Here is a 20922-nt window from a genome sequence, read left to right on the forward strand (position 1 = left end):
CGGGGCCGCGGGTGTGTGCGCGGTCCCGCCCCTTCGTCGTACCTCTGTGAGCCGTCCGGTTCGTGTACCTCTGCGACCGTCCGGCATCGGCCATCGCGCGGTCGCTGGACCTGGATTAGGCCCGTCCTAGGCCCAATGCCGGTGACTTAAGACTAGGCCCGCTGCCGCCCGCCCCTCTTGCCCCGGCGCATGGCGCCCCAGGCCATTTCGCCCAGCCAGACCAGGGCCACGGCGCCGGCCAGCTGGAACAGGTGGCGCCACCAGTCGATTCCGTCGGTGGTGTCGACTCCGGCCGAACGGGCGACCGCGTTGCCGAGCACGGCACCGCCGATGCCCAGGATCGTGGTCAGCCACAGCGGGATCTGCTGCTTGCCGGGGATGATGATCCTCGCGATGACACCCAGTACAAAGCCCAGGACGATGGCCCAGAACCAACCCATGTTGTCGCCTCCTCGGGGCGGCGAGCTTGCGCGTGCACCGTCAGTTTCGGCCGATACTCCCGACGGCGCACGTCGGACGGCCGCCCGGGAGCCGGGTAAGAGGGGGGAGTGATCCGGCCAAGCGGCAACCCGCTCTCGTACGCACTCTGCGGGCGGCGTACCGTTGGTCTCGGTCGGGCCACCGTCGGCTCGGACCGGGGAGAGTCCGAGCGAGCGACGACAGGTGAGGCCCGCATGCGCAAGCAGAACAGCCCCCAAGTCTTCCGCATCACAGGCGCCAGGCAGGGGCTGGCGGAGGATGTCCGCGGACGGCAGCGGCGCTACGTCATCTCCATGGGGATCCGTACGCTGTCGATCATCCTCGCGGTGCCCATGTGGGATGTGCAGCGCGAGTTCGCGATCGTGTGTCTCGCGCTCGGCATCCTGCTGCCGTACGGAGCCGTGGTCATCGCCAACGCGGGCCGCGAGAACGTGCCGTCGCTACCCAACACCGCCTATGCGGCTCCGGCGCCGGCCCCGCCGAGCAGGCCCGAGCTCGTGGGCGTGATCATCCCGCCCGACGCGCCCACCACGCCTTCCACGGACGGCAGTTCCGGAACCGCGGCGTCCGGTACGAGTACCGCCGGCACCGCAAGTGAACAGAGCTGACCGGGGAGCTTTCCGCCACCTCAAGAAAAGCTCAGAACAATCGTGTTGTTCCGGTCCCGGGCGACGGGTACCCCGTGACATACTTCATGGGCGCTCCGCATCCCCCGTCGGAGCGACGGACCGACGCCGGGCAGCTCCCCCCGTGGCTGCCCGGCGTCGCCTTGTCTGCGGGAGCCCAACTCGGCGCCGCCGCAGCGTACTTGGGGTACAACACACCGCACGCCCGGAGCATTCCACCCTCGGCACTACAGTTGACGTGTGAATCTCCCGCTCCCCCATGGTTCCTCGCCCGGCAACGGACCCGAGGAGCCCGCCGTCCCGCAGTGCTCGGCCAAGGGCTGCCGGGCGGACGCCGTGTGGGTGCTCGCCTGGAACAACCCGAAGCTGCACACCCCGGACCGGCGCAAGACCTGGCTGGCGTGTGCCGAGCACCGCGAGCACCTGTCGTCGTTCCTGGGAGTACGCGGCTTCCTGAAGGAAGTCGTCCCGCTGGACGAGTGGGAGGCGTCCCACTCCTGAGGCGGAAGGGCGCACACTCCTGAGGCAGGGGGCGTCGCACTCCTGAAGTCCGAAGTCCCCGGGGTGCGGAGCGTCGGTCTCCTCAGCCGCCGATGGCGGACATGGGGCGTTCCGGCTGGAGGAAGGTCGGGTCGTCCAGGCCCGAGCCCGCCTTCTTGCCCCACATGGCCCCGCGCCAGATCTCCGCGAGGTGTGCGTCGTCCGCGTCCGCGCGCAGGGCCGCGCGCAGATCGGTCTCCTCGGTGGCGAACAGGCAGGTGCGTACCTGGCCGTCGGCGGTGAGCCGGGTGCGGTCGCAGGCGGCGCAGAACGGGCGGGTCACCGAGGCGATCACTCCGACGCGGTGCGGTCCGCCGTCCACGATCCAGCGCTCGGCGGGCGCCGAGCCGCGCTGTTCCTCGCCCTCGGGTTCCAGCCGGAACCGGGTCCGCAGCGAGGCCAGGATGTCCCCGGCGGTGATCATGCCCTCGCGGCGCCAGCCGTGCTGGGCGTCGAGGGGCATCTGCTCGATGAAGCGGAGCTCGTAGTCGTGCTCGATCGCCCAGGCCAGGAGGTCGGGTGCCTCGTCCTCGTTGAGGCCGGGCATCAGCACGCTGTTCACCTTCACCGGAGTGAGACCCGCCTCACGCGCCGCGTGCAGACCCGCGAGGACGTCGTGGTGGCGGTTACGGCGGGTGAGCGTGTGGAACACCTCGGGCCGCAGGGTGTCCAGGGAGACGTTGACGCGGTCCAGGCCCGCGGTCCGCAGCGCGGCTGCGGTGCGGCCGAGTCCGATGCCGTTGGTGGTCAGCGAGATCCTGGGCCGGGGTTCGAGGGCGGCGACCGCTTCGACGATGCCGGGCAGACCGGGCCGGAGCAGGGGCTCACCGCCGGTGAAGCGGACCTCGGTGATGCCGAGGAGGCGTACGGCGATGTCCACCAGGCGGACGATCTCGTCGTCCGTGAGCAGGTCGGGCTTGGCCAGCCACTGCAAGCCCTCTTCCGGCATGCAGTAGGTGCACCGCAGATTGCAGCGGTCGGTCAGGGAGACGCGCAGGTCGGTGGCCACCCGTCCGTAGGTGTCGGCTAGCACTACGCCCCCTTCGCGCACGCCCGTGGAGTGCCCCGGGGCCGGGAGCGTCGTCGCTCGGGCCCGAGGTGCTCGTCGTCAGAGCCGTCGTCGGATCATCGGCGGGTGCGCCGGATCGTCAGAGCTCTTCCTGAGCCTACGTGACGACACCGACAGGACCGAAGGGCCCATCTCGCCAGGCAATACGCGGGCGCCGCCGCCGGTGGTCCGGCGACGGCGCCCGCGTACGGCGTGGGTCCGGTCAGTGCGCCCCGGTCCCGGTGAGCGAACGCACCTCCAGCTCGGCGTACTTGGCGGCGTCCGGCTCCTCCTTGGACAGGATGGTGCCGAGCCAGCCGAGTACGAAGCCAACCGGGATGGAGATCAGGCCGGGGTTCTCCAGCGGGAACCAGTGGAAGTCGACGTCCGGGAACATCGAGGACTCCTTGCCGGAGACCACCGGCGAGAACAGCACCAGGCCGACCGCGGTGACCAGGCCGCCGTAGATCGACCACAGCGCGCCCTGGGTGGTGAACCGCTTCCAGAACAGGCTGTACAGGATCGTCGGCAGGTTGGCGGAGGCGGCGACCGCGAAGGCGAGGGCGACCAGACCGGCGACGTTGAGGTCGCGGGCGAGGGCGCCGAGGCCGATGGAGACGATGCCGATGAGGACGGTGGCCCAGCGGGCGGCCCGTACCTCCTCCCGATCGGTGGCCTGGCCCTTCTTGATCACATTGGCGTAGATGTCGTGCGCGAAGGACGAGGACGAGGCCAGGGTCAGGCCCGCGACGACGGCCAGGATGGTGGCGAAGGCGACCGCGGAGATCGAGGCGAGCAGGATGGCGCCCCAGGTCGAGTCCACGCCGCCGAGATGCAGGGCGAGCAGGGGGGCCGCGGTGTTGCCCGCCTTGTTCGAGGTGGTGATCTCCCCTGGGTCGATCAGGGCGGCGGCGCCGAAGCCGAGTGCGATCGTCATCAGGTAGAAGGCGCCGATGATGCCGATCGCCCAGTTCACCGACTTACGGGCGGCCTTGGCGGTGGGCACCGTGTAGAAGCGGATGAGGATGTGCGGCAGTCCCGCGGTGCCGAGGACCAGGGCGATGCCGAGCGAGATGAAGTCGAGCTTGGTCGTCGAGTCGACGCCGTACTTCAGTCCCGGTTCCAGGAAGGCCGAGCCCTTGCCGCTGTTGTCGGCCGCCGAGCCGAGCAGGTCGGAGAGGTTGAAGTCGAACTTCAGCAGCACCAGGAAGGTGATGAGGAGGGCGCCCGCGATCAGCAGCACCGCCTTGACCATCTGCACCCAGGTGGTGCCCTTCATGCCGCCGATGGTGACGTAGACGATCATCAGGACGCCGACCAGCGCGACGATGGCGATCTTGCCCGCGTCGCTGGTGATGCCGAGCAGCAGGGAGACCAGGACTCCGGCTCCGGCCATCTGCGCGAGCAGGTAGAAGATCGAGACGACGATCGTCGAGGTGCCCGCGGCGGTGCGTACGGGGCGCTGGCGCATCCGGTAGGCGAGGACGTCGCCCATCGTGTAGCGGCCGGAGTTGCGCAGCGGCTCGGCGACCAGGAGCAGGGCCACCAGCCAGGCGACCAGGAAGCCGATCGAGTAGAGGAATCCGTCGTAGCCGAAGAGGGCGATGGCCCCGGCGATGCCGAGGAAGGAGGCGGCGGACATGTAGTCGCCGGAGACCGCGAGGCCGTTCTGGAATCCGGTGAACTGCCGTCCGCCGGCGTAGAAGTCGGCCGCGTCCTTGGTCTGCCTGCCCGCCCAGACGGTGATGACCAGGGTGGCCAGGACGAAGACGGCGAACAGCGAGATGATCAGCGGCCGGTGTTCGCTGGCCTCGTTCGCGGCCAGGGTGAAGTCCGGGCTCATGCGCCGCCCTCCAAACGGGACTTGATGGCCTCCGCCTTCGGGTCGAGCTTGGCCGAGGCGTGCCGGGAGTACCACCAGGCGATCAGGAAGGTGGTCAGGAACTGGGCGAGGCCGAGGACCAGGGCGACGTTGATGTTGCCGAAGAGTTTCTCGCCCATGAAGTCGTTCGCGTAGATGGACAGCAGGACGTACGCGAGATACCAGGTGACGAAGCCGACGGTCAGGGGAAAGGCGAAGGAGCGGTGGGCGCGGCGCAGTTCACCGAATTCGGCGCTGTGCTGCACCTCGGTGTACTCCTCGGCCGAGAGCGGCGAGGGCGGTCCGCTCGGGCCGCCCTTCGACGGGGCTGTTGGTTCGGTGGCCACGATCTCTCCTCGCGGGTCGGCACGTGGACGGTGGGGCGGGGGCGACGGGGACGGCTGGGACGGCGTCCGGTCCGTGGAGGGGACCAACGGCGCGGGCGGGCAGGGCAGTTCACGGCGGCGTGAGCCAGGTCACGTGACCGTCTGGCGATGTTAGGGCCCCCGGGCGTGATCCAAAAGGGGCGTGAATCAGCTCGTTGAGCGCTCTCCACGCCGGAAGGAATTCACCGGACACCGGCCACCCGTTCGGTTTTCTTCCGGGAAAACATTGCTGGCCAGGGAGGACGGGATATAGCTTCACCCTGACCTTTCGGTCGTGTACCCGCCCGAGCACCACCTGTGTTCGGGCTGTTCCGTATCCGGATGATGTGGAGACCCCACCCCATGAGTCCTCGTTTGAGTCCTCGTTCCAGACGCGGCCTGGCACTCGCCGTGCCGCTTTCGCTGGCTCTCACCGCGGCGGTCGGCGGGGTTCTGCCCGCCACCGCGGCCGCCGAGCAGCCGGCCCGCGCGACCGCCGAGGCGGACGCGCCCGAGCTTGCCTACGTCGTCAATACCCGCCCCGGCAACGGCACTGTCGAGGCGGTCAAGAAGGCGATCGCCAAGGCGGACGGCAAGGTCGTCGTCGCGTACCCGAAGATCGGCGTCATCGTGGTGCACTCCGCGAACGCCGACTTCGCCGCGACCATACGCAAGGCGCGCGGCGTGCAGTCGGCCGGCGCCACCCGCACCACCCCGCTCAGTCAGGCCCGCACCACCGACGAGGGCGCACCGCAGTACCTCCCGGCGTCCGCCGGGACCTCGCGCGTCGCCGCCGCCGGCCAGGAGCCGCTCGAGGCGAACCAGTGGGACCTGCGCGCGATCGGCGCCGACAAGGCCGCCGAGATCAACCCGGGCAGCCGCAAGGTGACGGTCGGCGTCATCGACACCGGCGTGGACGACACGCACCCCGACCTCGCGCCCAACTTCTCGGCCTCGCAGTCCGCGAACTGCGTCGGCGGCAAGGCGGACACCACGCCCGGCGCCTGGCGCCCGTACAAGCCGGAGGAGGACTACCACGGCACGCACGTGGCCGGTGAGATCGCGGCCGCGCGCAACGGCGTCGGTGTCGCGGGTGTCGCCCCGGGCGTGAAGGTCTCCGGTATCAAGGTGAGCGACCCGGTCAACGGTCTGTTCTACCCGGAGAGCGTGGTCTGCGCCTTCGTGTTCGCGGCCGACCGCGGCATCGAGATCACCAACAACAGCTACTACGTGGACCCGTGGCTGTACAACTGCGTCGACGACCCGGACCAGAAGGCCATCGTCGACGCCGTGAACCGCGCCCAGCTCTACGCCAAGCGCAAGGGCACGCTGAACCTGGCCTCGGCCGGTAACTCCAACCACGACCTGGACGCGGACGAGATCCTCGACGACTCCAGCCCGGACGACTCCACCCCGGTGCCGCGGACGATCGACCCGCACAAGTGCTTCGACATCCCGACCCAGCTCCCGGGTGTGGTCACGGTCAGCGCGACGGGTGTGCAGAACCTCAAGTCGTACTACTCCAGCTACGGCAACGGCGTCGTCGACGTCGCCGCGCCGGGTGGCGACAAGTACCAGATTCCGGACACCCCGGAGAAGAACGGCCGGATCCTGTCCACCATGCCGAACGGCAAGTTCGGTTACCTCCAGGGCACCTCGATGGCCTCGCCGCACGCCGCCGGCGTCGCCGCGCTCCTGAAGAGCACCCACCCGGACGCCTCCCCCGCGCAGCTCCAGCGGCTGCTCAAGGCCCAGGCCGACAACCCGGGCTGCCCGACCGAGCCGTACGACCCCGACGGCAACGGCACCGTCGACTCCACCTGTGTGGGCGACGACGAGGTCAACGGCTTCTACGGCCACGGCATCGTCAACGCGCTCAAGGCGGTGAAGTGACCGCCACGGTCGCTCGCTTTGGCCGACGCGGTCGCTGATGCCGACCGCCGACTGCCGCTGAACCGGCGCACGGCGTAACACCACGCGGGTTCACCTCCGGCCGGGATCAGGGGACTTGACTCCCCCGGTCCCGGCCGGAGTCCGTACGCACCCGCCCGGCACCCGCCCGGTGGATGCGCGCACCGCGCCCGTCCTGCATAGTGCGCGCATGGATCAACACCCCTGGCTGCACGGCACCCACGACGTATGGACCACGCTCGGCGGCGACCCCTCGGCGCTTGCGCGGCTCTCGCTGGTGGCCCGTGCGGGGGCGCTACCCGCGCGGCTTCCGGTACGGGAGCTGGCCCGTGCCTGTGTGGCCACCTGCTCGCTGGCGGCCACCGAACTCGCCGCGCGCCGGTACGGCGGAGCGCCCGGCCGGGTCCGCCTGGACGACGGGTCGCTCGCGACGGCCTTCACCAGTGAGCGCCAATTGCGGATCGGCGCGGCCACTCCGGAGAACTTCGCGCCCCTGTCGCGCATCTGGCGCACCGCCGACGGCTGGCTGCGCACCCACGCCAACTACCCGCACCACAGGGCCCGTCTGCTGTCCGCGCTGGGACTGAGCGAGGCGGAGGCCACACCCGAGTTCGTGGCTCCGATGATCGCGGAGCGGTCCGGCACCGAGATCGAGGACCTGGTGTACGCGGCCGGGGGCATCGCCGTGGCCCTGCGCACCCCCGAGGAGTGGGAGCGGCACGAGCACGGCGCCGCGGTCGCCGCGCGGCCGCTCCTTGTGCGCGAGCCGCTGCCGGGCACCCGGTCACGGCCGCTGCCCGCGCACCCGGCGACCTCGCCGCTGCTTCCGGCCGCCGGGCTGCGCGTACTCGATCTGACCCGGGTCATCGCAGGTCCGGTCGCCACCCGCACCCTCGGCCTGCTCGGCGCGGACGTCCTGCGAATCGACTCGCCCCGGCTGCCCGAACTCGCGGACCAGCACGCCGACACCGGCTTCGGCAAGCGTTCCGTCCATCTGGATCTGGCCGAGGACACCGACCGCCGCACCTTCGAGGAACTGCTGTCCTCGGCGGACGTGGTGGTCACCGGTTACCGGCCCGGCAGCCTGGACCGGTTCGGCCTGTCACCGGCCGCGCTGGCCGAGCGGCGCCCCGGTCTGGTGGTCGCGCAGCTCTCGGCCTGGGGCGAGCAGGGGCCCTGGCACGAGCGGCGCGGATTCGACAGTGTGGTGCAGTTCGCCACCGGGATCGCCGCCGCCGAGTCCGTGGACGGACGCCCCGGGGTACTGCCCGCACAGGCCCTGGACCACGGCACGGGCTACCTCCTGGCCGCCGCCGTCCTGCGCGCCGTCTCGGACCAGACCGACGGGGCGGGCACCGTGAGCCTGCGCTTCGCCCTGGCGCACACGGCCCGCTGGCTCACCCACGGGCTCACCCGGCCCACCGGCACGGTCGGCCACACGGTCACCCCCGGACCCGACGGCGCGGGTCTGCCGGTACCGCACACAGACGGAGACTCCGTACCCGCGCGGCTGGGCGAGGCGTACGACTCCGCGGCGCCCGAACCCTGGCTTACCGAGACCAAGACTCCGCTGGGGCGTCTGCGGCACGCCCGTACGCCCGTCGCCTTCACGGACGGGCCGGAGGACTGGACGCGTGGCCCCGGGGTGAACGGCTCGGACGCGGCGCTGTGGGTCTGAGGTACAGGTCCGCTCGGGTCCCGGTGTGCAGCGCGCGTGCACGGCCGGCCCCGAGAGGGAACGACGGCCTCAAGTACGCGGCCGCCGGGGCCTGTTGGCGTTCAGTCCCGGGTCCGGTCAGCCGCTGCTCGCAGCACACCCGTCGTCAGGAGGTACTGGGCGGCGAGGTAGGTGAGCATGACCCACAGGTCGGGGCGGGGCGCTTGCGGCCACTCGGCGACCGAGGTGGCGATGAGGCTGTCGGACAACAGGAACAGCGCCCCGCCCGCGCCCGCGACCAGGCCGAGCCGGGTGGAGCCGAGGGCCATGGCGGTGAGCAGCAGGCTGTACCCGGCGACGGGGGCACGCATGTCCGCGGGCAGGTCGGGCCAGAGCAGGACGACCATCGCGACCAGCCCGGCCGCGTACAGGAGGCCGAGCAGCAGCCCCTTGCGGCGCGGGGTGTGGCCCTGCCCGAGCCGTCGGAAGAGCAGCAGGTAGCAGACGTGGCCGCAGGCGAAGGAGCCCATCCCGGCGAGGAACGCGAGGTCGTGGCCGAACAGAAGCAGGACGTCGCCGCCCCAGCCGAAAAGCAGCGCGGCGAGCAGGGTACGCGGGGCGCCGAGGAGCGCGGCGTGTGCCACGAGCAGCGGCATGAGCAGGGGTTTCAGCGCCGCGTGCCCGGGCCCGAGGTCCGCGAGCAGCACCACGAGGTCGCCCAGGCAGACGAGCACGAACGCCGGGAGCAGCAGCGCCCCGAACCGGTTGCCCATGGGACCGGTCGCGGCCGATGCCTCCGCGGAACTGTCCGCGGGCGTGGGGAACCCGGTCATGAGCGCATCGCCTCCGTAAGGCGGGGGGACGGTTCGTCACGCGGCTGATTCGGGGCGGCGCCGCACTGCCGCCCGGCGGGCGAGCGGCTGGCACAGGCTGCCACTTTTGTTCGTGAAAGGACAGGGGCGGGACGGCCGGTCCCGGTGTGCGGACGGGCGGTGCCGGGCGGAGGATCGGGGCAGTACCCCTCAACAGGCAAGTACGCGGCCGCTGCCGACCACTCCCCGAGGGGCCCCACCGCACCCGGGACCTACACCCCCGCCGCCCCCAGCAGCGCCCCCGCGCCGTACGTCACCGCCATGGCCAGCGCCCCGCCACCCACGTTCCGCAGGACGGCGACGCCCGGCGGGGCGCCGCCGAGGCGGGCGCCGAGGGTGCCGGTCACGGCGAGCGAGAGCAGAACGGCGGCGACGGTCACCGACAGCCGCCAGGAGGACGGCGGCAGCACGATCGCGAGCAGGGGCAGCAGCGCGCCGACGGTGAAGGCGAGGAAGCTGGCCCAGGCGGCGTGCCAGGGGTTGGTCAGCTCGTCGGGGTCGATGCCGAGTTCGACGCGGGCGTGCGCGCGCAGGGCGTCGCGTTCGGTGAGCTGTACGGCGGCCTCGCGGGCGACGTCACGGGTGAGTCCGCGCTCCTCCAGGAGCCCGGTGAGTTCCTCCAGCTCCGCCTCCGGCGCCTCGCGCAACTCCCGCTTCTCCTGGGCGATGGCGGCCTTCTCGGTGTCGCGCTGGGTGGAGACCGAGACGTACTCGCCCGCCGCCATGGACATGGAACCGGCCAGCAGACCGGCGAGTCCGGCGGTGAGCAGCGCCGCGCGCTCCTGGGTGGCACCGGCGACACCGACGACCAGGCCCGCGGTGGACACGATGCCGTCGTTGGCGCCGAGCACGGCCGCGCGCAGCCAGTTGAGCCGCCGGGACAGAGCGGTGTCGTGCGGTTCGTGGTGGGATCCGCCGGACGCGGTCGCGCTCTGCTCGCTCACGGAGGCAGGTTCTCATTCCCCGTCAGGTACGGGAGGGCGCACCGCAGGTACGGGAGGGCGCGCCGCGCGATCCCGGGTCGCCGTGGCCGTCGCGGTGGCCTGGGGGCGCGGGGTCAACCGACCGGCCGACGGCGGGGCTTGGCGAGCAGGGGCGACGGGACCGGGGCGCCGCAGCAGGTCAAGTGTGCTCCGCCCGGGGCGCTCTGAGGCCCCGCCAACCGGGTCCCGGGTAGGGGCTGTCGGTCGTGGCGCTTATCCTCGGTGACCATGCTTCAGGACAGCCGCACAGCCTCCGCCGGTCCCGCCGGTTCCTGGCCCGAGTCGTACCCCGAGGGGTACGCGGTGGTCGACGTCGAGACCACCGGTCTCGCCCGGAACGACCGGATAGTGTCCGCGGGCGTCTACCGGCTCGACGCGCGCGGCGAGGTCGAGGACCACTGGTACACGACGGTCAACCCCGAGCGTGACCCGGGGCCGGTCTGGATCCACGGCCTCACCAGCGAAGTCCTGTCCGGCGCCCCGCTGTTCGAGGAGATCGCCGACGAGTTCTCGGCCCGGCTCGCGGACCGGGTCCTGGTCGCGCACAACGCCGTCTTCGACTGGTCGATGATCGCGCGGGAGTTCGCCAGGGTGCGCCGTACGCCCCCGGTCCGCAGTCGGCTGTGCACCATCGCCCTGTCCAAGGAGCTCGGGCTGCCGCTGCCCAACCACAAACTGGAGTCGCTCGCCGCGCACTTCGGTGTCGTACAACAGCGTGCGCACCACGCCTTGGACGACGCCCGGGTCCTCGCCGAGGCCTTCCGCCCCAGCCTGCACTCGGCGGCGAGCCGGGGCGCCCGGCTGCCGCTCCTGGAATGCCGCCCGCTGACCGAGGTCCCGCAGTCCTCCGCCACCGGCCGCATCGGCCGCCAGCCCTCGTACGGGCCCGGCAGTTGGCGCCCCTCCCGCAAGCGGCCGCCGTGCCCGTACCCGAACCCGGGCAAGTACGAGCCGGGCCGCCCCCTGAAGCAGGGCATGCGGGTGGCCTTCTCCGGCGACACCTCGGTGGACCGCGAGCTCCTGGAGGACCGAGCCGTGGAGGCGGGCCTGCACGTGGCGACCAGCCTGTCCCGGCTCACCAGCCTGCTGGTCACCAACGACCCCGACTCGCGCACCTCCAAGGTGCTGCGCGCCGTGCAGTTCGGCACCCCGGTGATCGACGAGGCCGCCTTCGGCCAGCTCCTCCAGGACGTGGCACCGGCCACCTCCGGATGAGGGCACGCGGGCTCTCGGGCCCGCGCCGAGGGCGGCCCTGCCCTGGACTTCACTGAGGGCGGCCGGGGCCGGGGGCCTTCGGCGATCCGCCGTCCCCGGATAATCGACGGCCCCCGGCCGGAACCGCTTGGGCCCCCGGCCATCAGACGGGTGATTGTCGGCCCGGCCCCCGCATGCTTGCTCGCATCGCGGCGGCGGGCGTTTCAGTCTGTGGCGCATGGCACGATGTGAGGTTTGCGGAAACGACTACGGCATGTCCTTCGAGGTGCACGCGCAGGGCGCGGTGCACGTCTTCGACTGCTTCTCCTGCGCCATTCACCGCATGGCGCCCATCTGCGAGCACTGCCGGTGCCGCATCATCGGCCAGGGCGTCGAGGTGGACGGCCACTGGTACTGCGGAGCCCACTGCTCCCGCGCGGAGGGAAAGGTGGGCATCGTCGACAAGGTCTGAGCACCCCGGGCCATTGCCCGGCCCCCCTGCCCGTTCGCACCCCACGACCGAGTTGTACGGTCGTGGGGTGTACCGCTTCCTGTTGTCCCGGCAGTGGGTGCTGCTCACCCTCCTGACCCTGCTGCTCATCCCCGCGATGGTCAGGCTGGGCTTCTGGCAGCTGCACCGTCACGAACACCGTGTCGCACAGAACGAGCTGATCTCGCGGACCGTGAACGCCGCACCGGTCCCCGTCACCGAGCTCACCTCCCCCGGCCACCAGGTCCCGCGCTCCGACCTGTACCGCCAGGTCACCGCCAAGGGCACCTTCGACACCGCACACGAGGTCGTCGTACGCCGCCGCACCAACAGCGACGAGAAGGTCGGCTTCCACGTACTGACCCCGCTGGTGCTCCGCGACGGCCGGGCGCTCCTTGTGAACCGCGGCTGGATCCCCGCCAACGGCCCGCAGACCGCCTTCCCGAAGATCCCCGCCCCGGCGCGCGGCGAGGTCACGGTCACCGGGCGGCTGATGCCGGACGAGTCCACCAAGGCGAGCGGCATCAAGAACGTCAAGGGTCTGCCGGACCGGCAGGTCATGCTGATCAGCAGTCGCGCCGAGGCGAGGGCGCTGGGCCGTGAGGTGCTCGGCGGCTACGTCCAGCAGACGGCGCCCGAGCCCCGCGGCAACTCGCCCGAACTGCTGCCCGAGCCCGACCACAGCAGCATCGGCCCGCACATGGCGTACGCGATCCAGTGGTGGCTGTTCGCCTCCGCGGTGCCGGTCGGCTGGGTGATCCTGGTCCGCCGCGAACGCCGCGACCGCGCCGCCGCGGCCACCGCGGAACCCGCCGCCGAGCAGCAGCCCGCTCCGACCTGACGATCCGGGCCCTGGTCCGAGGGCCAGGCTTCGGGGGTCGGGGGCCGGGGGCCGGATGGTTCATACGGTTCGTCCGCGCCCCGCTCTGCCCGCCTCCCCCGTGGGAAGGCAGGATGGGACCCATGGATCTTGGACTGAAGGACCGTGTCTACCTCGTCACCGGCGCCACCCGCGGGCTCGGCAACGCCACCGCGCGCCAGTTGCTCGCCGACGGCGCCAAGGTCGTCATCAGCGGCCGGGACCAGGAGCGGGTGACCCGGGCGGCGGCCGAACTCGGTGACGGAGCGTTCGGTGTGCCGGCGGACAACGCGGACGCCGGGTCCGCCGAGCGGCTGATCGCCGCCGCCCGCAAGGAGTTCGGACGGCTGGACGGTGTGCTCATCAGCGTGGGCGGGCCCGCGCCCGGCTTCGTCGCCGACAACACCGACGAGCAGTGGCAGACCGCGTTCGACTCGGTCTTCCTCGGCGCGGTACGGCTCGCCCGCGCCGCAGCGCAGGAGCTCGGCGAGGGCGGGGTCATCGGTTTCGTGCTCTCCGGTTCGGTCTACGAGCCGATCCCGGGGCTGACCATCTCCAACGGACTGCGCCCCGGGCTCGCGGGCTTCGCCAAGTCGCTGTCCCAAGAGCTGGGGCCGCGCGGCATCCGCGTGGTGGGGCTGCTGCCCGCCCGTATCGACACCGACCGGGTACGCGAACTCGACTCCCTCTCCGCCGACCCGGAGGCCGCCCGCGCCGCGAACGAGGCCCAGATCCCCCTGCGCCGCTACGGGACACCCGACGAGTTCGGCCGCACCGCCGCCTTTCTCCTCTCCCCCGCGGCCTCCTATCTGACGGGCCTGATGGTGCCGGTGGACGGCGGGGCGTTGCACGCGTTCTGAGGGCGGTTCGGTCCGGCGGGGGCGAGGGCGGGCGCGCGGGCGCGGGAGGCCGTTCCGTAGTGGACGGCTGGGCACGGCTGGACACGGCTGGACACGGCTGGACACGGCTGGACACGGCTACGACTGCTACCGGCGCTCCCGCTCAGGTGACGCGTTCCGCGCGGTGGCTCACCGTGCGCAGGCGAACCTCTGCCGGGAGGTTCTTCAGGCCCGCGCTGCGCCGGGCGTTGGACAGGGCCTCGGTACTGACGCGGTGCAGAGTCTCGGCCGGTACGGCCTGTGGTTCGAGCCGGAGCCGGATCCGCGCCCGTGGCGTATCGCGGTGTCCGGTGAGGGAGACCTTCGCCCCCGCCACCGAGTCGTACTGCCCCACCTCGCCCGCGAGGGCGTCCTCCAGTGCCCGGCCGCGCAGCAGGGCACTGTCGTCGTCGCGGGTGTCGACGAGCAGGTCGGAGAGGCGGCGGGTGCGCAGGGTGGAGGCCAGCCAGCCGAGAGCGAACAGAAGCAGAAGCGCGAGGATGCCGATGACCACCCACCACCACCAGCCCTCGTCGTGCCACCGGTGCCGTTCGGCCTCGCTCAGGAGCACGTCCTTCTCGCTGCCGTGAATCCACCAGGACGGCGGATCCGCCCCCAGCCCTACGGCGAGCACACTGCCGCCGAGCGCCAGCAGGATCAGGCCCACCAAGGCGAGCAGCAGACGGTTGAGAGTGCCGGTCATCGTCGCCCGCTCCCTTTCCCCTCAGGGGTCACATCGACTCTCGCCCGCGCTCGCGCATGAGCCTTCGCATCGGCTGACGCGGCTGACGTTCCCACGGCCATGGGCCGCCTCATCCCTTTCTGCCCGGCCGCCGGACCCGCACCTTGAAGGAGGGCGGGTGCTCCAGGCCAAGTTGTCCGAGGCCCGCGGCGAGTGCGGCATCCACATCGGTGCGTACCTCGTCGAGTTCGCGGAAGTGCGACACGGCGTGCACCTGTGCCCGGCGCCGCTTCATCCGTACCCGTGCCGACTGCACTCCGGACACCTCCATCACACGGTCCCGCAGTACGAGGGCGGCCGTGTCGCGGTGCAGCCCGCCGCGTACTTCGGCGTCCGTTCGCCGCATCGGCAGCAACGACCGACGGCCGGGTGTCAGGGCGAGCAGCAAGAGCCACAGTCCGAGCGCGGCGGCGACCCCGGCCCCGCACAGCACCCAGGTGTCGTCCAGGGGGCGTTCGCCCAGTTCGTCGGCCAGGCTCTTGCGCCAGCTCATCGCCTTGTGCCCGGCCCGCACGGCCACGATGTCGTACAGGAGCAGGCCGATCCCGCCGAGGAGCACCAGCGAGACGAGCAGCGCGGGCAGTCGGCGCCTCGACCAGAACCGGTGGGCCCGGCCCTGTGCGGGCAGTGCGGAGGCGGGGGTCGACTCGTCGGCCTCCGGCTGGTCGAGGACGGGCACCCGGGTCGCGCCCTGCTCTGCTCTCCCGGCAGCGCCGGGCTCGTCTGAGCCGGAGGCGGCAGCGGGGTCGGAGGGCTCGGGGGGTTCAGTGGTCACTGTGCCCTCCGTCCCGCGTCGGCGAGTTGGGCCGGGTGCAGCCGCTCCACCTGTACGGCGACCTCGGGCACGGTCAGACCGGCCAGCGCCGTCACCCGCCGGGTGACCTGCTGCCGCACCGCAGCGCACTGGCCGCCGATGTCCGAGGGGTAGCCGAGTTCCACACTCACCCGCACCCGTGCGACGTCCCGGCGGACGGAGACGGTCGCATGCGGCGGCGAACCACCGGAGGGCACCGTCACCAGGGCCTCCCGCGCGGCCTGCGAGGCGATCTTCGCGACCACGCGGTCGGCGATCCGGGTCGCCCCACGCTCGGCCGGAGCGACGGTCTCACCGGTCATCTGCGTCCCCGCCGGTCGTCACGGCCGCGGAAGAAGTCCCCCGGGTCCAGATCACCGTCCAGGAACTTGCCCACCACAAAGCCCACCGCGCCCAGGGCCGCCACCAGCAGGAAAGCGCCGAAGCCGCCGAAGTACCCGGCGAAGGCCAGCGCCATCCCGGCGATCATGCCGATCAGGGCATTGCTCATTGTCTGCTCCTAGCAGGTTCCGGCCGGGGTGCCCCCGGTTCCGACTGCCCGGATCATCTCGGACCTCCGGGCTCTACCGCGGGCTACTGCACCCGGGACTCCGACTCCTCGTCGTCCTCCTCATCGGGCAGCTTGACGTCGGTCACCGCGATGTTGACCTCGACGACCTCCAGCCCCGTCATGCGCTCGACGGCGGCGACGACGTTCTCCCGAACGCCACGGGCGACCTCTCTGATCGAGATGCCGTAGACGACGACGATCTCCAGGTCGAGTGCCGCCTGCGTCTCACCGACCTCCGCCTTCACGCCCTGCGCGACGGAGCGGGAGCCACCCGGCACCCGGTCGCGCATCGCGCCCAGCGCCCGGGACATACCGCCGCCCATCGCGTGGACGCCCGCCACGTCACGGGCCGCGAGTCCGGCGATCTTCTCGACCACACCGTCCGCGATGGTGGTCCGGCCCCGCTCACCGGGCGCGCCGCCGCCCCGCTTGGCCTGTCCCGTCCGTTCTCCGGCGGACCCGGTAGCGGAACCCTGTCCCGAGGTCTCGGGCTTCTTCCAGTCCGTGGTGTCGGCCATCGGTTCGTTCACCTTCCACACAGTCGTAGCGGAATGCGGTTCTTGGATCAGATTAGGAGCGTTTCGTTCGTTTCGCGCCAGGGATGGGGCAGTCTGGGGCAATGACGGTGGAGCAGTGGACGCGAGCGGTACGGAGCCAGCTCTCCCTCGGCAGGCTGCTGCCGCTCGGCGACCCTCGCAGCGGCGCCTGGATCGCCGAATCCGCAGCGGGTACCGCGCTGCGGCGCTCGGTCGACGACACCCCCGGCGTACGCGTCACCGCCCTGCGTATCGGGCCCGCACCGGGTGCCCGTACGCAAGAGGCCGCCGTACCGCCCCCACCGAGTGCCCTGTCACCCGGCGCACTGCTCGTCACCGCGGAACTCGAGGCAGCGCCCGCCCAGCCGCTGCCCACAAGTACCGCCCGCCTGCGCACCGCCCTCAGCACGGCGGCACTTGAGCGACTCGGCCTCGACCTGGCCGGCGTCGATCTCAGAGTGACAGGACTGATGGAGGAGGGAACAGAGACCCGGCGATCCCCGGACGGCCGGTCCAGGGATCGGCGATCCCAGGACTCACCAACCCAGGACTCACCAACCCAGGACTCACCAACCCAAGACTCATCAACCCAAGACTCATCAACCCAGGACACTCAATCCGGGGATTCCCAATCCCAGGATCCGCAAGACGACGAGTCCCGCATCAAGCGCGCGGCCACCGAAGTCCCCGGTGTGTCACGGCTCATCGGCACCCTCGGCGGACTGGGCCGCGCCGTACACATCCGGGAGACCCCGGAGGCGCGGACATCGAGCACCGCCCCGGCGCTGCCCCGGCGCCACGTACAGGTGGAACTCGCCGTGTCGCGGGACCACCGGGTGCTGGACGTGACCACCGCGGTCCGTCGAGCGGTCGCGGCCGCGCTCGCGGACGAGCCGTCGGTCGCCGTCGTCGTGACGGCCATCGACAGTTGACACACCCGCACCCGACGACCGGCCCAACTGGCCGTCGGGACAACGCAAACGGCCCGTCGGCGCACGCATGCGCCGACGGACCGTTCTCGTTCGCCCGGCCGAGCGTCGAACTCCGACCGGAAAATCAGGCACCCGACCCTGAGGGTCGGATGGGGCTCTGCGGCCCTACTCGCCCAGGCCGATCAGGTCCCGCAGACGGCGGCCCTGGGCGGCGCGCTCGGTGGCACGCTGCTCGTCCAGACTGCCGGGCACGGCCGCCTTCTGGAGCAGCGCTTTGGTCTCGATGACCGCGTTGCGCGGGGCCTGGACAAGAGCGGCGGCGAGGTCCTTGGCGGCGCCGTCCAGTTCGTCACGGGGCACGGCGAGGTTCGCCAGGCCGGTGCGCTCCGCCTCCTCGGCGTGGACGAAGCGTCCGGTGGCGCAGATCTCCAGGGCGCGGGCGTAGCCGACGAGGGCGACCAGCGGCTGGGTGCCGGTGAGGTCGGGGACCAGGCCGAGGCTGGTCTCCTTCATGGCGAACTGCACGTCGTCGGCGACCACCCGCAGGTCGCAGGAGAGGGCGAGCTGGAAACCGGCACCGATCGCGTGCCCCTGTACGGCGGCGATGGTGACCAGGTCGGTACGCCGCCACCAGGTGAAGGCCTCCTGGTACTCGGCGATCGTCGCGTCGAGGTCCGCCTCGGAGCCGCGTGCGAGATCGATGAAGGAGGGCTCGCCCTCGAAGCCTTCGGGGGTGAAGGCCTGCCGGTCGAGGCCGGCGGAGAAGGACTTGCCCTCGGCACGCAGCACCACCACCCGGACATTGCCCGGCAGCAGACGCCCCGCCTCGGCGAGCGCGCGCCACAGAGCGGGGCTCTGCGCGTTGCGCTTGTCGGGGTTGGTGAGGGTCACCGTCGCGATGTCCGCGTCGACGGTGAGCCGCACGCCGTCCTTGTCGAGTTCCGGTGCGTGCGAAGCCATGGGGCGCCTCCGATGGGTGCAGTCACTACGGGTCCGTCAGCCGATACCCGAAAAGTTACTGCACAGTAACCACCCAGTCGACCCCGCGGCCGACCGGGTGGCCACCATCACAAAGCCTGGTGAGCCGCCCGAAGTCAGCCGGCAGAGGCCTTCTTGCCCCGCGTCGCGCCGCCACGGCCACGCAGAACCACGCCGGATTCACTCAGCATCCGGTGCACGAAGCCATACGAGCGGCCGGTCTCCTCGGCCAGCGCTCGGATGCTCGCACCGGAGTCGTACTTCTTCTTCAGGTCTGCCGCGAGCTTGTCGCGCGCGGCGCCGGTTACCCGGCTGCCCTTCTTCAGAGTCTCGGCCACCCGGTCCTCCTCATGGGAAGTGCGCTCTGGGCTTCTCATGATCACCCCTCCCGCCCTTCCTGGCCACCCATTCGACAAGGTCTCTCGACAAACCTTGCACGCCCGGGAAACGGGGAGTACCGCCGGAAATTCGTCCACGGTGACGTTCCGAGGAAATTCGCGCCGCCGATTCCTGTACGAATAAGCAGGTCAGCGGGGTCGATCCGGAAACCCGACCGACCAGGAACGGTTCTCCCGCAATCCGGCGTGCGACACACCGAGAGCATGAGTGACACTCACGCAGATGAGGGATCAAGAGTCGGCCGAATGATCCATATGCGGTGATCAGTCATTCGATCAAGGCATACGGACCGCCGTCGGCCGCCTGCCGTGCGCACATCGGCAGGCGGCGGAACGCAGGGAGGTCAGGCGAGGGCGACCAGGTCCGCGTAGTCGGCGCCCCACAGGTCCTCGACGCCGTCCGGCAGCAGAATGATGCGCTCGGGCTGCAGGGCCGAGACGGCCCCCTCGTCGTGGGTGACCAGGACGACCGCGCCCTTGTAGGTGCGCAGAGCGCCGAGGATCTCCTCCCGGCTGGCCGGGTCGAGGTTGTTGGTGGGCTCGTCCAGGAGGAGGACGTTGGCCGCGGAGACGACCAGGGTGGCGAGCGCGAGCCGGGTCTTCTCGCCACCGGACAGCACACCGGCGGGCTTGTCCACGTCGTCGCCGGAGAACAGGAACGAGCCGAGCACCTTGCGGACCTCGACCAGGTCCATGTCGGGGGCGGCCGAGCGCATGTTCTCCAGGACGGTGCGGTCGGCGTCCAGCGTCTCGTGTTCCTGGGCGTAGTAGCCGAGCTTGAGGCCGTGGCCTTCGACGACCTTGCCGGTGTCGGGGGTCTCGACGCCGCCGAGCAGTCTGAGCAGCGTGGTCTTGCCCGCACCGTTGAGGCCGAGGATGACCACCCGGGAGCCCTTGTCGATGGCCAGGCCGACGTCGGTGAAGATCTCCAGCGAGCCGTAGGACTTCGACAGGCCCTCGGCGGTGAGCGGGGTTTTGCCGCAGGGCGCGGGCTCGGGGAAGCGGAGCTTGGCCACCTTGTCGCTGCGCCGCTCGTCCTCCAGGCCGGAGAGCAGCTTCTCGGCGCGGCGGGCCATGTTCTGCGCGGCGACGGTCTTGGTCGCCTTGGCGCGCATCTTGTCCGCCTGGGCGTTGAGGGCCGCAGCCTTCTTCTCGGCGTTCTGGCGTTCGCGCCTGCGCCGCTTCTCGTCGGCCTCGCGCTGCTGCTGGTACAGCTTCCAGCCCATGTTGTAGACGTCGATCGCGGAACGGTTGGCGTCCAGGTAGAAGACCTTGTTGACGACCGTCTCCACCAGGTCCACGTCGTGCGAGATCACGATGAAGCCGCCGCGATACGTCTTCAGATAGTCGCGCAGCCAGACGATCGAGTCGGCGTCGAGGTGGTTGGTCGGCTCGTCGAGCAGCAGGGTGTCGGCGTCGGAGAAGAGGATCCTGGCGAGTTCGACACGGCGGCGCTGACCACCGGAGAGGGTGTGCAGCGGCTGGCCGAGGACGCGGTCGGGCAGGTTCAGGGCGGCGGCGATGGTGGCCGCCTCCGCCTCCGCCGCGTACCCGCCCTTGGTGAGGAACTCGGTCTCCTGGCGCTCGTACTGCTTCATCGCCTTGTCGCGGGTGCCGCCCTTGCCGGTGGCGATGCGCTGCTCGTTCTCGCGCATCTTGCGCAGCAGGGTGTCCAGGCCCCGTGCGGAGAGGATGCGGTCCCGGGCGAAGACGTCGAGGTCGCCGGTGCGCGGGTCCTGCGGCAGGTAGCCGACCTCGCCGGAGCGGGTGACGGTGCCCGCGGCGGGGATGCCGTCGCCCGCGAGGACCTTGGTGAGGGTGGTCTTGCCCGCGCCGTTGCGGCCGACGAGGCCGATGCGGTCGCCCTTGGCGACGCGGAAGGTGGCGGACTCGATGAGGATACGGGCGCCGGCTCGCAGCTCGACGCCTTGGGCGGTGATCACGGTCAGACTCCGGGGCAGGTTCGTGGGACGGCGGGCGGACTGGGGCGTCGGGCGCCGTCTAATGCACGAGGAGAATGGCCATGGGCCAATCCTAACGGCGGCGGCAAGCGCTTTTTGCCCCCGGATCGCGCCCGGCGCCCGGGCGTTGGGCCGCCTCGGAGCCGGTCGCCCGCGGTGGGGTCGACGGGCGACGCCGGGCCGTTGTCAGTGCCCGGTGCCAGACTGTGCGGCGGATCACACAACTCACGCGGGACGCGGGCGCCAC

23 protein-coding genes are annotated in these 20922 nt (G+C 71.3%); 9 read left to right on the plus strand and 14 right to left on the minus strand.

The window, feature by feature from the left end:
• Window positions 1–152: 152 nt before the first annotated feature.
• A complete protein-coding gene (locus HUT18_RS04600; RefSeq protein WP_176098030.1) occupies window positions 153–440 on the minus strand; it encodes a GlsB/YeaQ/YmgE family stress response membrane protein in 288 nt (95 codons plus the stop codon).
• Window positions 441–674: 234 nt separating this feature from the next.
• On the opposite strand from HUT18_RS04600, the gene HUT18_RS04605 reads away from it, so the two are divergent.
• Window positions 675–1088: a DUF3099 domain-containing protein gene (locus tag HUT18_RS04605; protein ID WP_176098031.1), complete on the plus strand. Its 414-nt coding sequence runs from the start codon at window positions 675–677 to the stop codon at window positions 1086–1088.
• Window positions 1089–1346: 258 nt separating this feature from the next.
• A complete protein-coding gene (locus tag HUT18_RS04610; protein WP_176098033.1) occupies window positions 1347–1607 on the plus strand; it encodes a hypothetical protein in 261 nt (86 codons plus the stop codon).
• Window positions 1608–1689: 82 nt separating this feature from the next.
• Here HUT18_RS04610 and moaA read toward each other — a convergent pair whose 3' ends face one another.
• The 3 genes from moaA to HUT18_RS04625 all read right to left on the minus strand — a co-directional run bounded on the left by moaA (window position 1690) and on the right by HUT18_RS04625 (window position 4902).
• The gene (gene moaA, locus HUT18_RS04615; RefSeq protein WP_176098035.1) at window positions 1690–2679 is read right to left on the minus strand and encodes a GTP 3',8-cyclase MoaA; all 990 of its coding nucleotides are present in this window, start codon (window positions 2677–2679) and stop codon (window positions 1690–1692) included.
• Window positions 2680–2917: 238 nt separating this feature from the next.
• Window positions 2918–4537, minus strand: a complete 1620-nt coding sequence (locus tag HUT18_RS04620; RefSeq protein ID WP_176098037.1) for a cation acetate symporter — start codon at window positions 4535–4537, stop codon at window positions 2918–2920.
• Complete coding sequence (locus HUT18_RS04625; RefSeq protein WP_176098039.1) at window positions 4534–4902, minus strand: DUF485 domain-containing protein; 369 nt, start codon at window positions 4900–4902, stop codon at window positions 4534–4536. The genes HUT18_RS04620 and HUT18_RS04625 overlap by 4 nt, the downstream gene beginning before the upstream one ends.
• Window positions 4903–5295: 393 nt before the next feature.
• Here HUT18_RS04625 and HUT18_RS04630 point away from each other — a divergent pair, with 393 nt between their 5' ends.
• Together HUT18_RS04630 and HUT18_RS04635 are read left to right on the plus strand one after the other, a co-directional pair.
• The gene (locus tag HUT18_RS04630) at window positions 5296–6813 is read left to right on the plus strand and encodes a S8 family serine peptidase (RefSeq protein ID WP_254878422.1); all 1518 of its coding nucleotides are present in this window, start codon (window positions 5296–5298) and stop codon (window positions 6811–6813) included.
• 208 nt (window positions 6814–7021) lie between these two features.
• Window positions 7022–8509 (plus strand): CoA transferase, encoded by a 1488-nt coding sequence (locus tag HUT18_RS04635; protein ID WP_176098043.1) that lies wholly within the window; start codon window positions 7022–7024, stop codon window positions 8507–8509.
• A 101-nt stretch (window positions 8510–8610) separates the two neighbouring features.
• On the opposite strand, the gene HUT18_RS04640 is transcribed toward HUT18_RS04635, so the two are convergent.
• A complete protein-coding gene (locus HUT18_RS04640; RefSeq protein ID WP_254878423.1) occupies window positions 8611–9321 on the minus strand; it encodes a lysoplasmalogenase in 711 nt (236 codons plus the stop codon).
• 251 nt (window positions 9322–9572) lie between these two features.
• Window positions 9573–10244, minus strand: a complete 672-nt coding sequence (locus HUT18_RS04645; protein ID WP_176104294.1) for a VIT family protein — start codon at window positions 10242–10244, stop codon at window positions 9573–9575.
• Window positions 10245–10571: 327 nt separating this feature from the next.
• Here HUT18_RS04645 and HUT18_RS04650 point away from each other — a divergent pair, with 327 nt between their 5' ends.
• From HUT18_RS04650 to HUT18_RS04665, 4 genes are all read left to right on the plus strand, one after another.
• On the plus strand, window positions 10572–11558 hold the full coding sequence (locus tag HUT18_RS04650; RefSeq protein WP_176098045.1) for a DEDDh family exonuclease: 987 nt from the start codon (window positions 10572–10574) through the stop codon (window positions 11556–11558).
• A gap of 217 nt (window positions 11559–11775) precedes the next feature.
• On the plus strand, window positions 11776–12009 hold the full coding sequence (locus HUT18_RS04655; RefSeq protein WP_176098046.1) for a hypothetical protein: 234 nt from the start codon (window positions 11776–11778) through the stop codon (window positions 12007–12009).
• Window positions 12010–12076: 67 nt separating this feature from the next.
• Window positions 12077–12868 carry an SURF1 family protein gene (locus HUT18_RS04660; RefSeq protein WP_176098048.1) on the plus strand — a complete coding sequence of 264 codons (792 nt, stop codon included), beginning with the start codon at window positions 12077–12079 and terminating at the stop codon, window positions 12866–12868.
• A gap of 122 nt (window positions 12869–12990) precedes the next feature.
• Complete coding sequence (locus HUT18_RS04665; protein WP_176098050.1) at window positions 12991–13746, plus strand: SDR family oxidoreductase; 756 nt, start codon at window positions 12991–12993, stop codon at window positions 13744–13746.
• A 142-nt stretch (window positions 13747–13888) separates the two neighbouring features.
• On the opposite strand, the gene amaP is transcribed toward HUT18_RS04665, so the two are convergent.
• The 5 genes from amaP to HUT18_RS04690 form a co-directional block, all read right to left on the minus strand.
• A complete protein-coding gene (gene amaP, locus HUT18_RS04670; RefSeq protein ID WP_176098052.1) occupies window positions 13889–14467 on the minus strand; it encodes an alkaline shock response membrane anchor protein AmaP in 579 nt (192 codons plus the stop codon).
• Between the two features lie 109 nt (window positions 14468–14576).
• The gene (locus tag HUT18_RS04675; RefSeq protein WP_176098054.1) at window positions 14577–15281 is read right to left on the minus strand and encodes a DUF6286 domain-containing protein; all 705 of its coding nucleotides are present in this window, start codon (window positions 15279–15281) and stop codon (window positions 14577–14579) included.
• Window positions 15278–15622: a hypothetical protein gene (locus tag HUT18_RS04680; protein ID WP_176098055.1), complete on the minus strand. Its 345-nt coding sequence runs from the start codon at window positions 15620–15622 to the stop codon at window positions 15278–15280. Before HUT18_RS04680 ends, HUT18_RS04675 begins: the two co-directional genes overlap by 4 nt.
• A complete protein-coding gene (locus HUT18_RS04685) occupies window positions 15619–15810 on the minus strand; it encodes a hypothetical protein (protein WP_176098056.1) in 192 nt (63 codons plus the stop codon). The genes HUT18_RS04680 and HUT18_RS04685 overlap by 4 nt, the downstream gene beginning before the upstream one ends.
• Window positions 15811–15893: 83 nt before the next feature.
• Complete coding sequence (locus HUT18_RS04690; RefSeq protein ID WP_176098057.1) at window positions 15894–16388, minus strand: Asp23/Gls24 family envelope stress response protein; 495 nt, start codon at window positions 16386–16388, stop codon at window positions 15894–15896.
• A gap of 101 nt (window positions 16389–16489) precedes the next feature.
• Here HUT18_RS04690 and HUT18_RS33500 point away from each other — a divergent pair, with 101 nt between their 5' ends.
• Window positions 16490–17338 carry a nucleopolyhedrovirus P10 family protein gene (locus HUT18_RS33500; RefSeq protein WP_254878424.1) on the plus strand — a complete coding sequence of 283 codons (849 nt, stop codon included), beginning with the start codon at window positions 16490–16492 and terminating at the stop codon, window positions 17336–17338.
• Between the two features lie 165 nt (window positions 17339–17503).
• On the opposite strand, the gene HUT18_RS04705 is transcribed toward HUT18_RS33500, so the two are convergent.
• The 3 genes from HUT18_RS04705 to HUT18_RS04715 form a co-directional block, all read right to left on the minus strand.
• Complete coding sequence (locus HUT18_RS04705) at window positions 17504–18298, minus strand: enoyl-CoA hydratase/isomerase family protein (protein WP_176098060.1); 795 nt, start codon at window positions 18296–18298, stop codon at window positions 17504–17506.
• A gap of 134 nt (window positions 18299–18432) precedes the next feature.
• Complete coding sequence (locus tag HUT18_RS04710) at window positions 18433–18654, minus strand: helix-turn-helix domain-containing protein (protein WP_040254708.1); 222 nt, start codon at window positions 18652–18654, stop codon at window positions 18433–18435.
• Between the two features lie 404 nt (window positions 18655–19058).
• Window positions 19059–20657, minus strand: coding sequence for an ABC-F family ATP-binding cassette domain-containing protein (locus tag HUT18_RS04715; protein ID WP_176098063.1), 1599 nt, complete (start codon window positions 20655–20657; stop codon window positions 19059–19061).
• Window positions 20658–20922 lie beyond the last annotated feature (265 nt).

This window comes from Streptomyces sp. NA04227, from assembly GCF_013364195.1.
Classification (GTDB): Bacteria; Actinomycetota; Actinomycetes; order Streptomycetales; family Streptomycetaceae; genus Streptomyces.

Coding starts and splice junctions, on each gene's coding strand:
- HUT18_RS04600 (WP_176098030.1), bottom strand. CDS start 440: ATGGGTTGGTTCTGGGCCATCGTCCTGGGCTTTGTACTGGGTGTCATC.
- HUT18_RS04605 (WP_176098031.1), top strand. CDS start 675: ATGCGCAAGCAGAACAGCCCCCAAGTCTTCCGCATCACAGGCGCCAGG.
- HUT18_RS04620 (WP_176098037.1), bottom strand. CDS start 4,537: ATGAGCCCGGACTTCACCCTGGCCGCGAACGAGGCCAGCGAACACCGG.
- HUT18_RS04635 (WP_176098043.1), top strand. CDS start 7,022: ATGGATCAACACCCCTGGCTGCACGGCACCCACGACGTATGGACCACG.
- HUT18_RS04640 (WP_254878423.1), bottom strand. CDS start 9,321: ATGACCGGGTTCCCCACGCCCGCGGACAGTTCCGCGGAGGCATCGGCC.
- HUT18_RS04650 (WP_176098045.1), top strand. CDS start 10,572: ATGCTTCAGGACAGCCGCACAGCCTCCGCCGGTCCCGCCGGTTCCTGG.
- HUT18_RS04655 (WP_176098046.1), top strand. CDS start 11,776: ATGGCACGATGTGAGGTTTGCGGAAACGACTACGGCATGTCCTTCGAG.
- HUT18_RS04665 (WP_176098050.1), top strand. CDS start 12,991: ATGGATCTTGGACTGAAGGACCGTGTCTACCTCGTCACCGGCGCCACC.
- amaP (WP_176098052.1), bottom strand. CDS start 14,467: ATGACCGGCACTCTCAACCGTCTGCTGCTCGCCTTGGTGGGCCTGATC.
- HUT18_RS04680 (WP_176098055.1), bottom strand. CDS start 15,622: ATGACCGGTGAGACCGTCGCTCCGGCCGAGCGTGGGGCGACCCGGATC.
- HUT18_RS04685 (WP_176098056.1), bottom strand. CDS start 15,810: ATGAGCAATGCCCTGATCGGCATGATCGCCGGGATGGCGCTGGCCTTC.
- HUT18_RS04690 (WP_176098057.1), bottom strand. CDS start 16,388: ATGGCCGACACCACGGACTGGAAGAAGCCCGAGACCTCGGGACAGGGT.
- HUT18_RS33500 (WP_254878424.1), top strand. CDS start 16,490: ATGACGGTGGAGCAGTGGACGCGAGCGGTACGGAGCCAGCTCTCCCTC.
- HUT18_RS04705 (WP_176098060.1), bottom strand. CDS start 18,298: ATGGCTTCGCACGCACCGGAACTCGACAAGGACGGCGTGCGGCTCACC.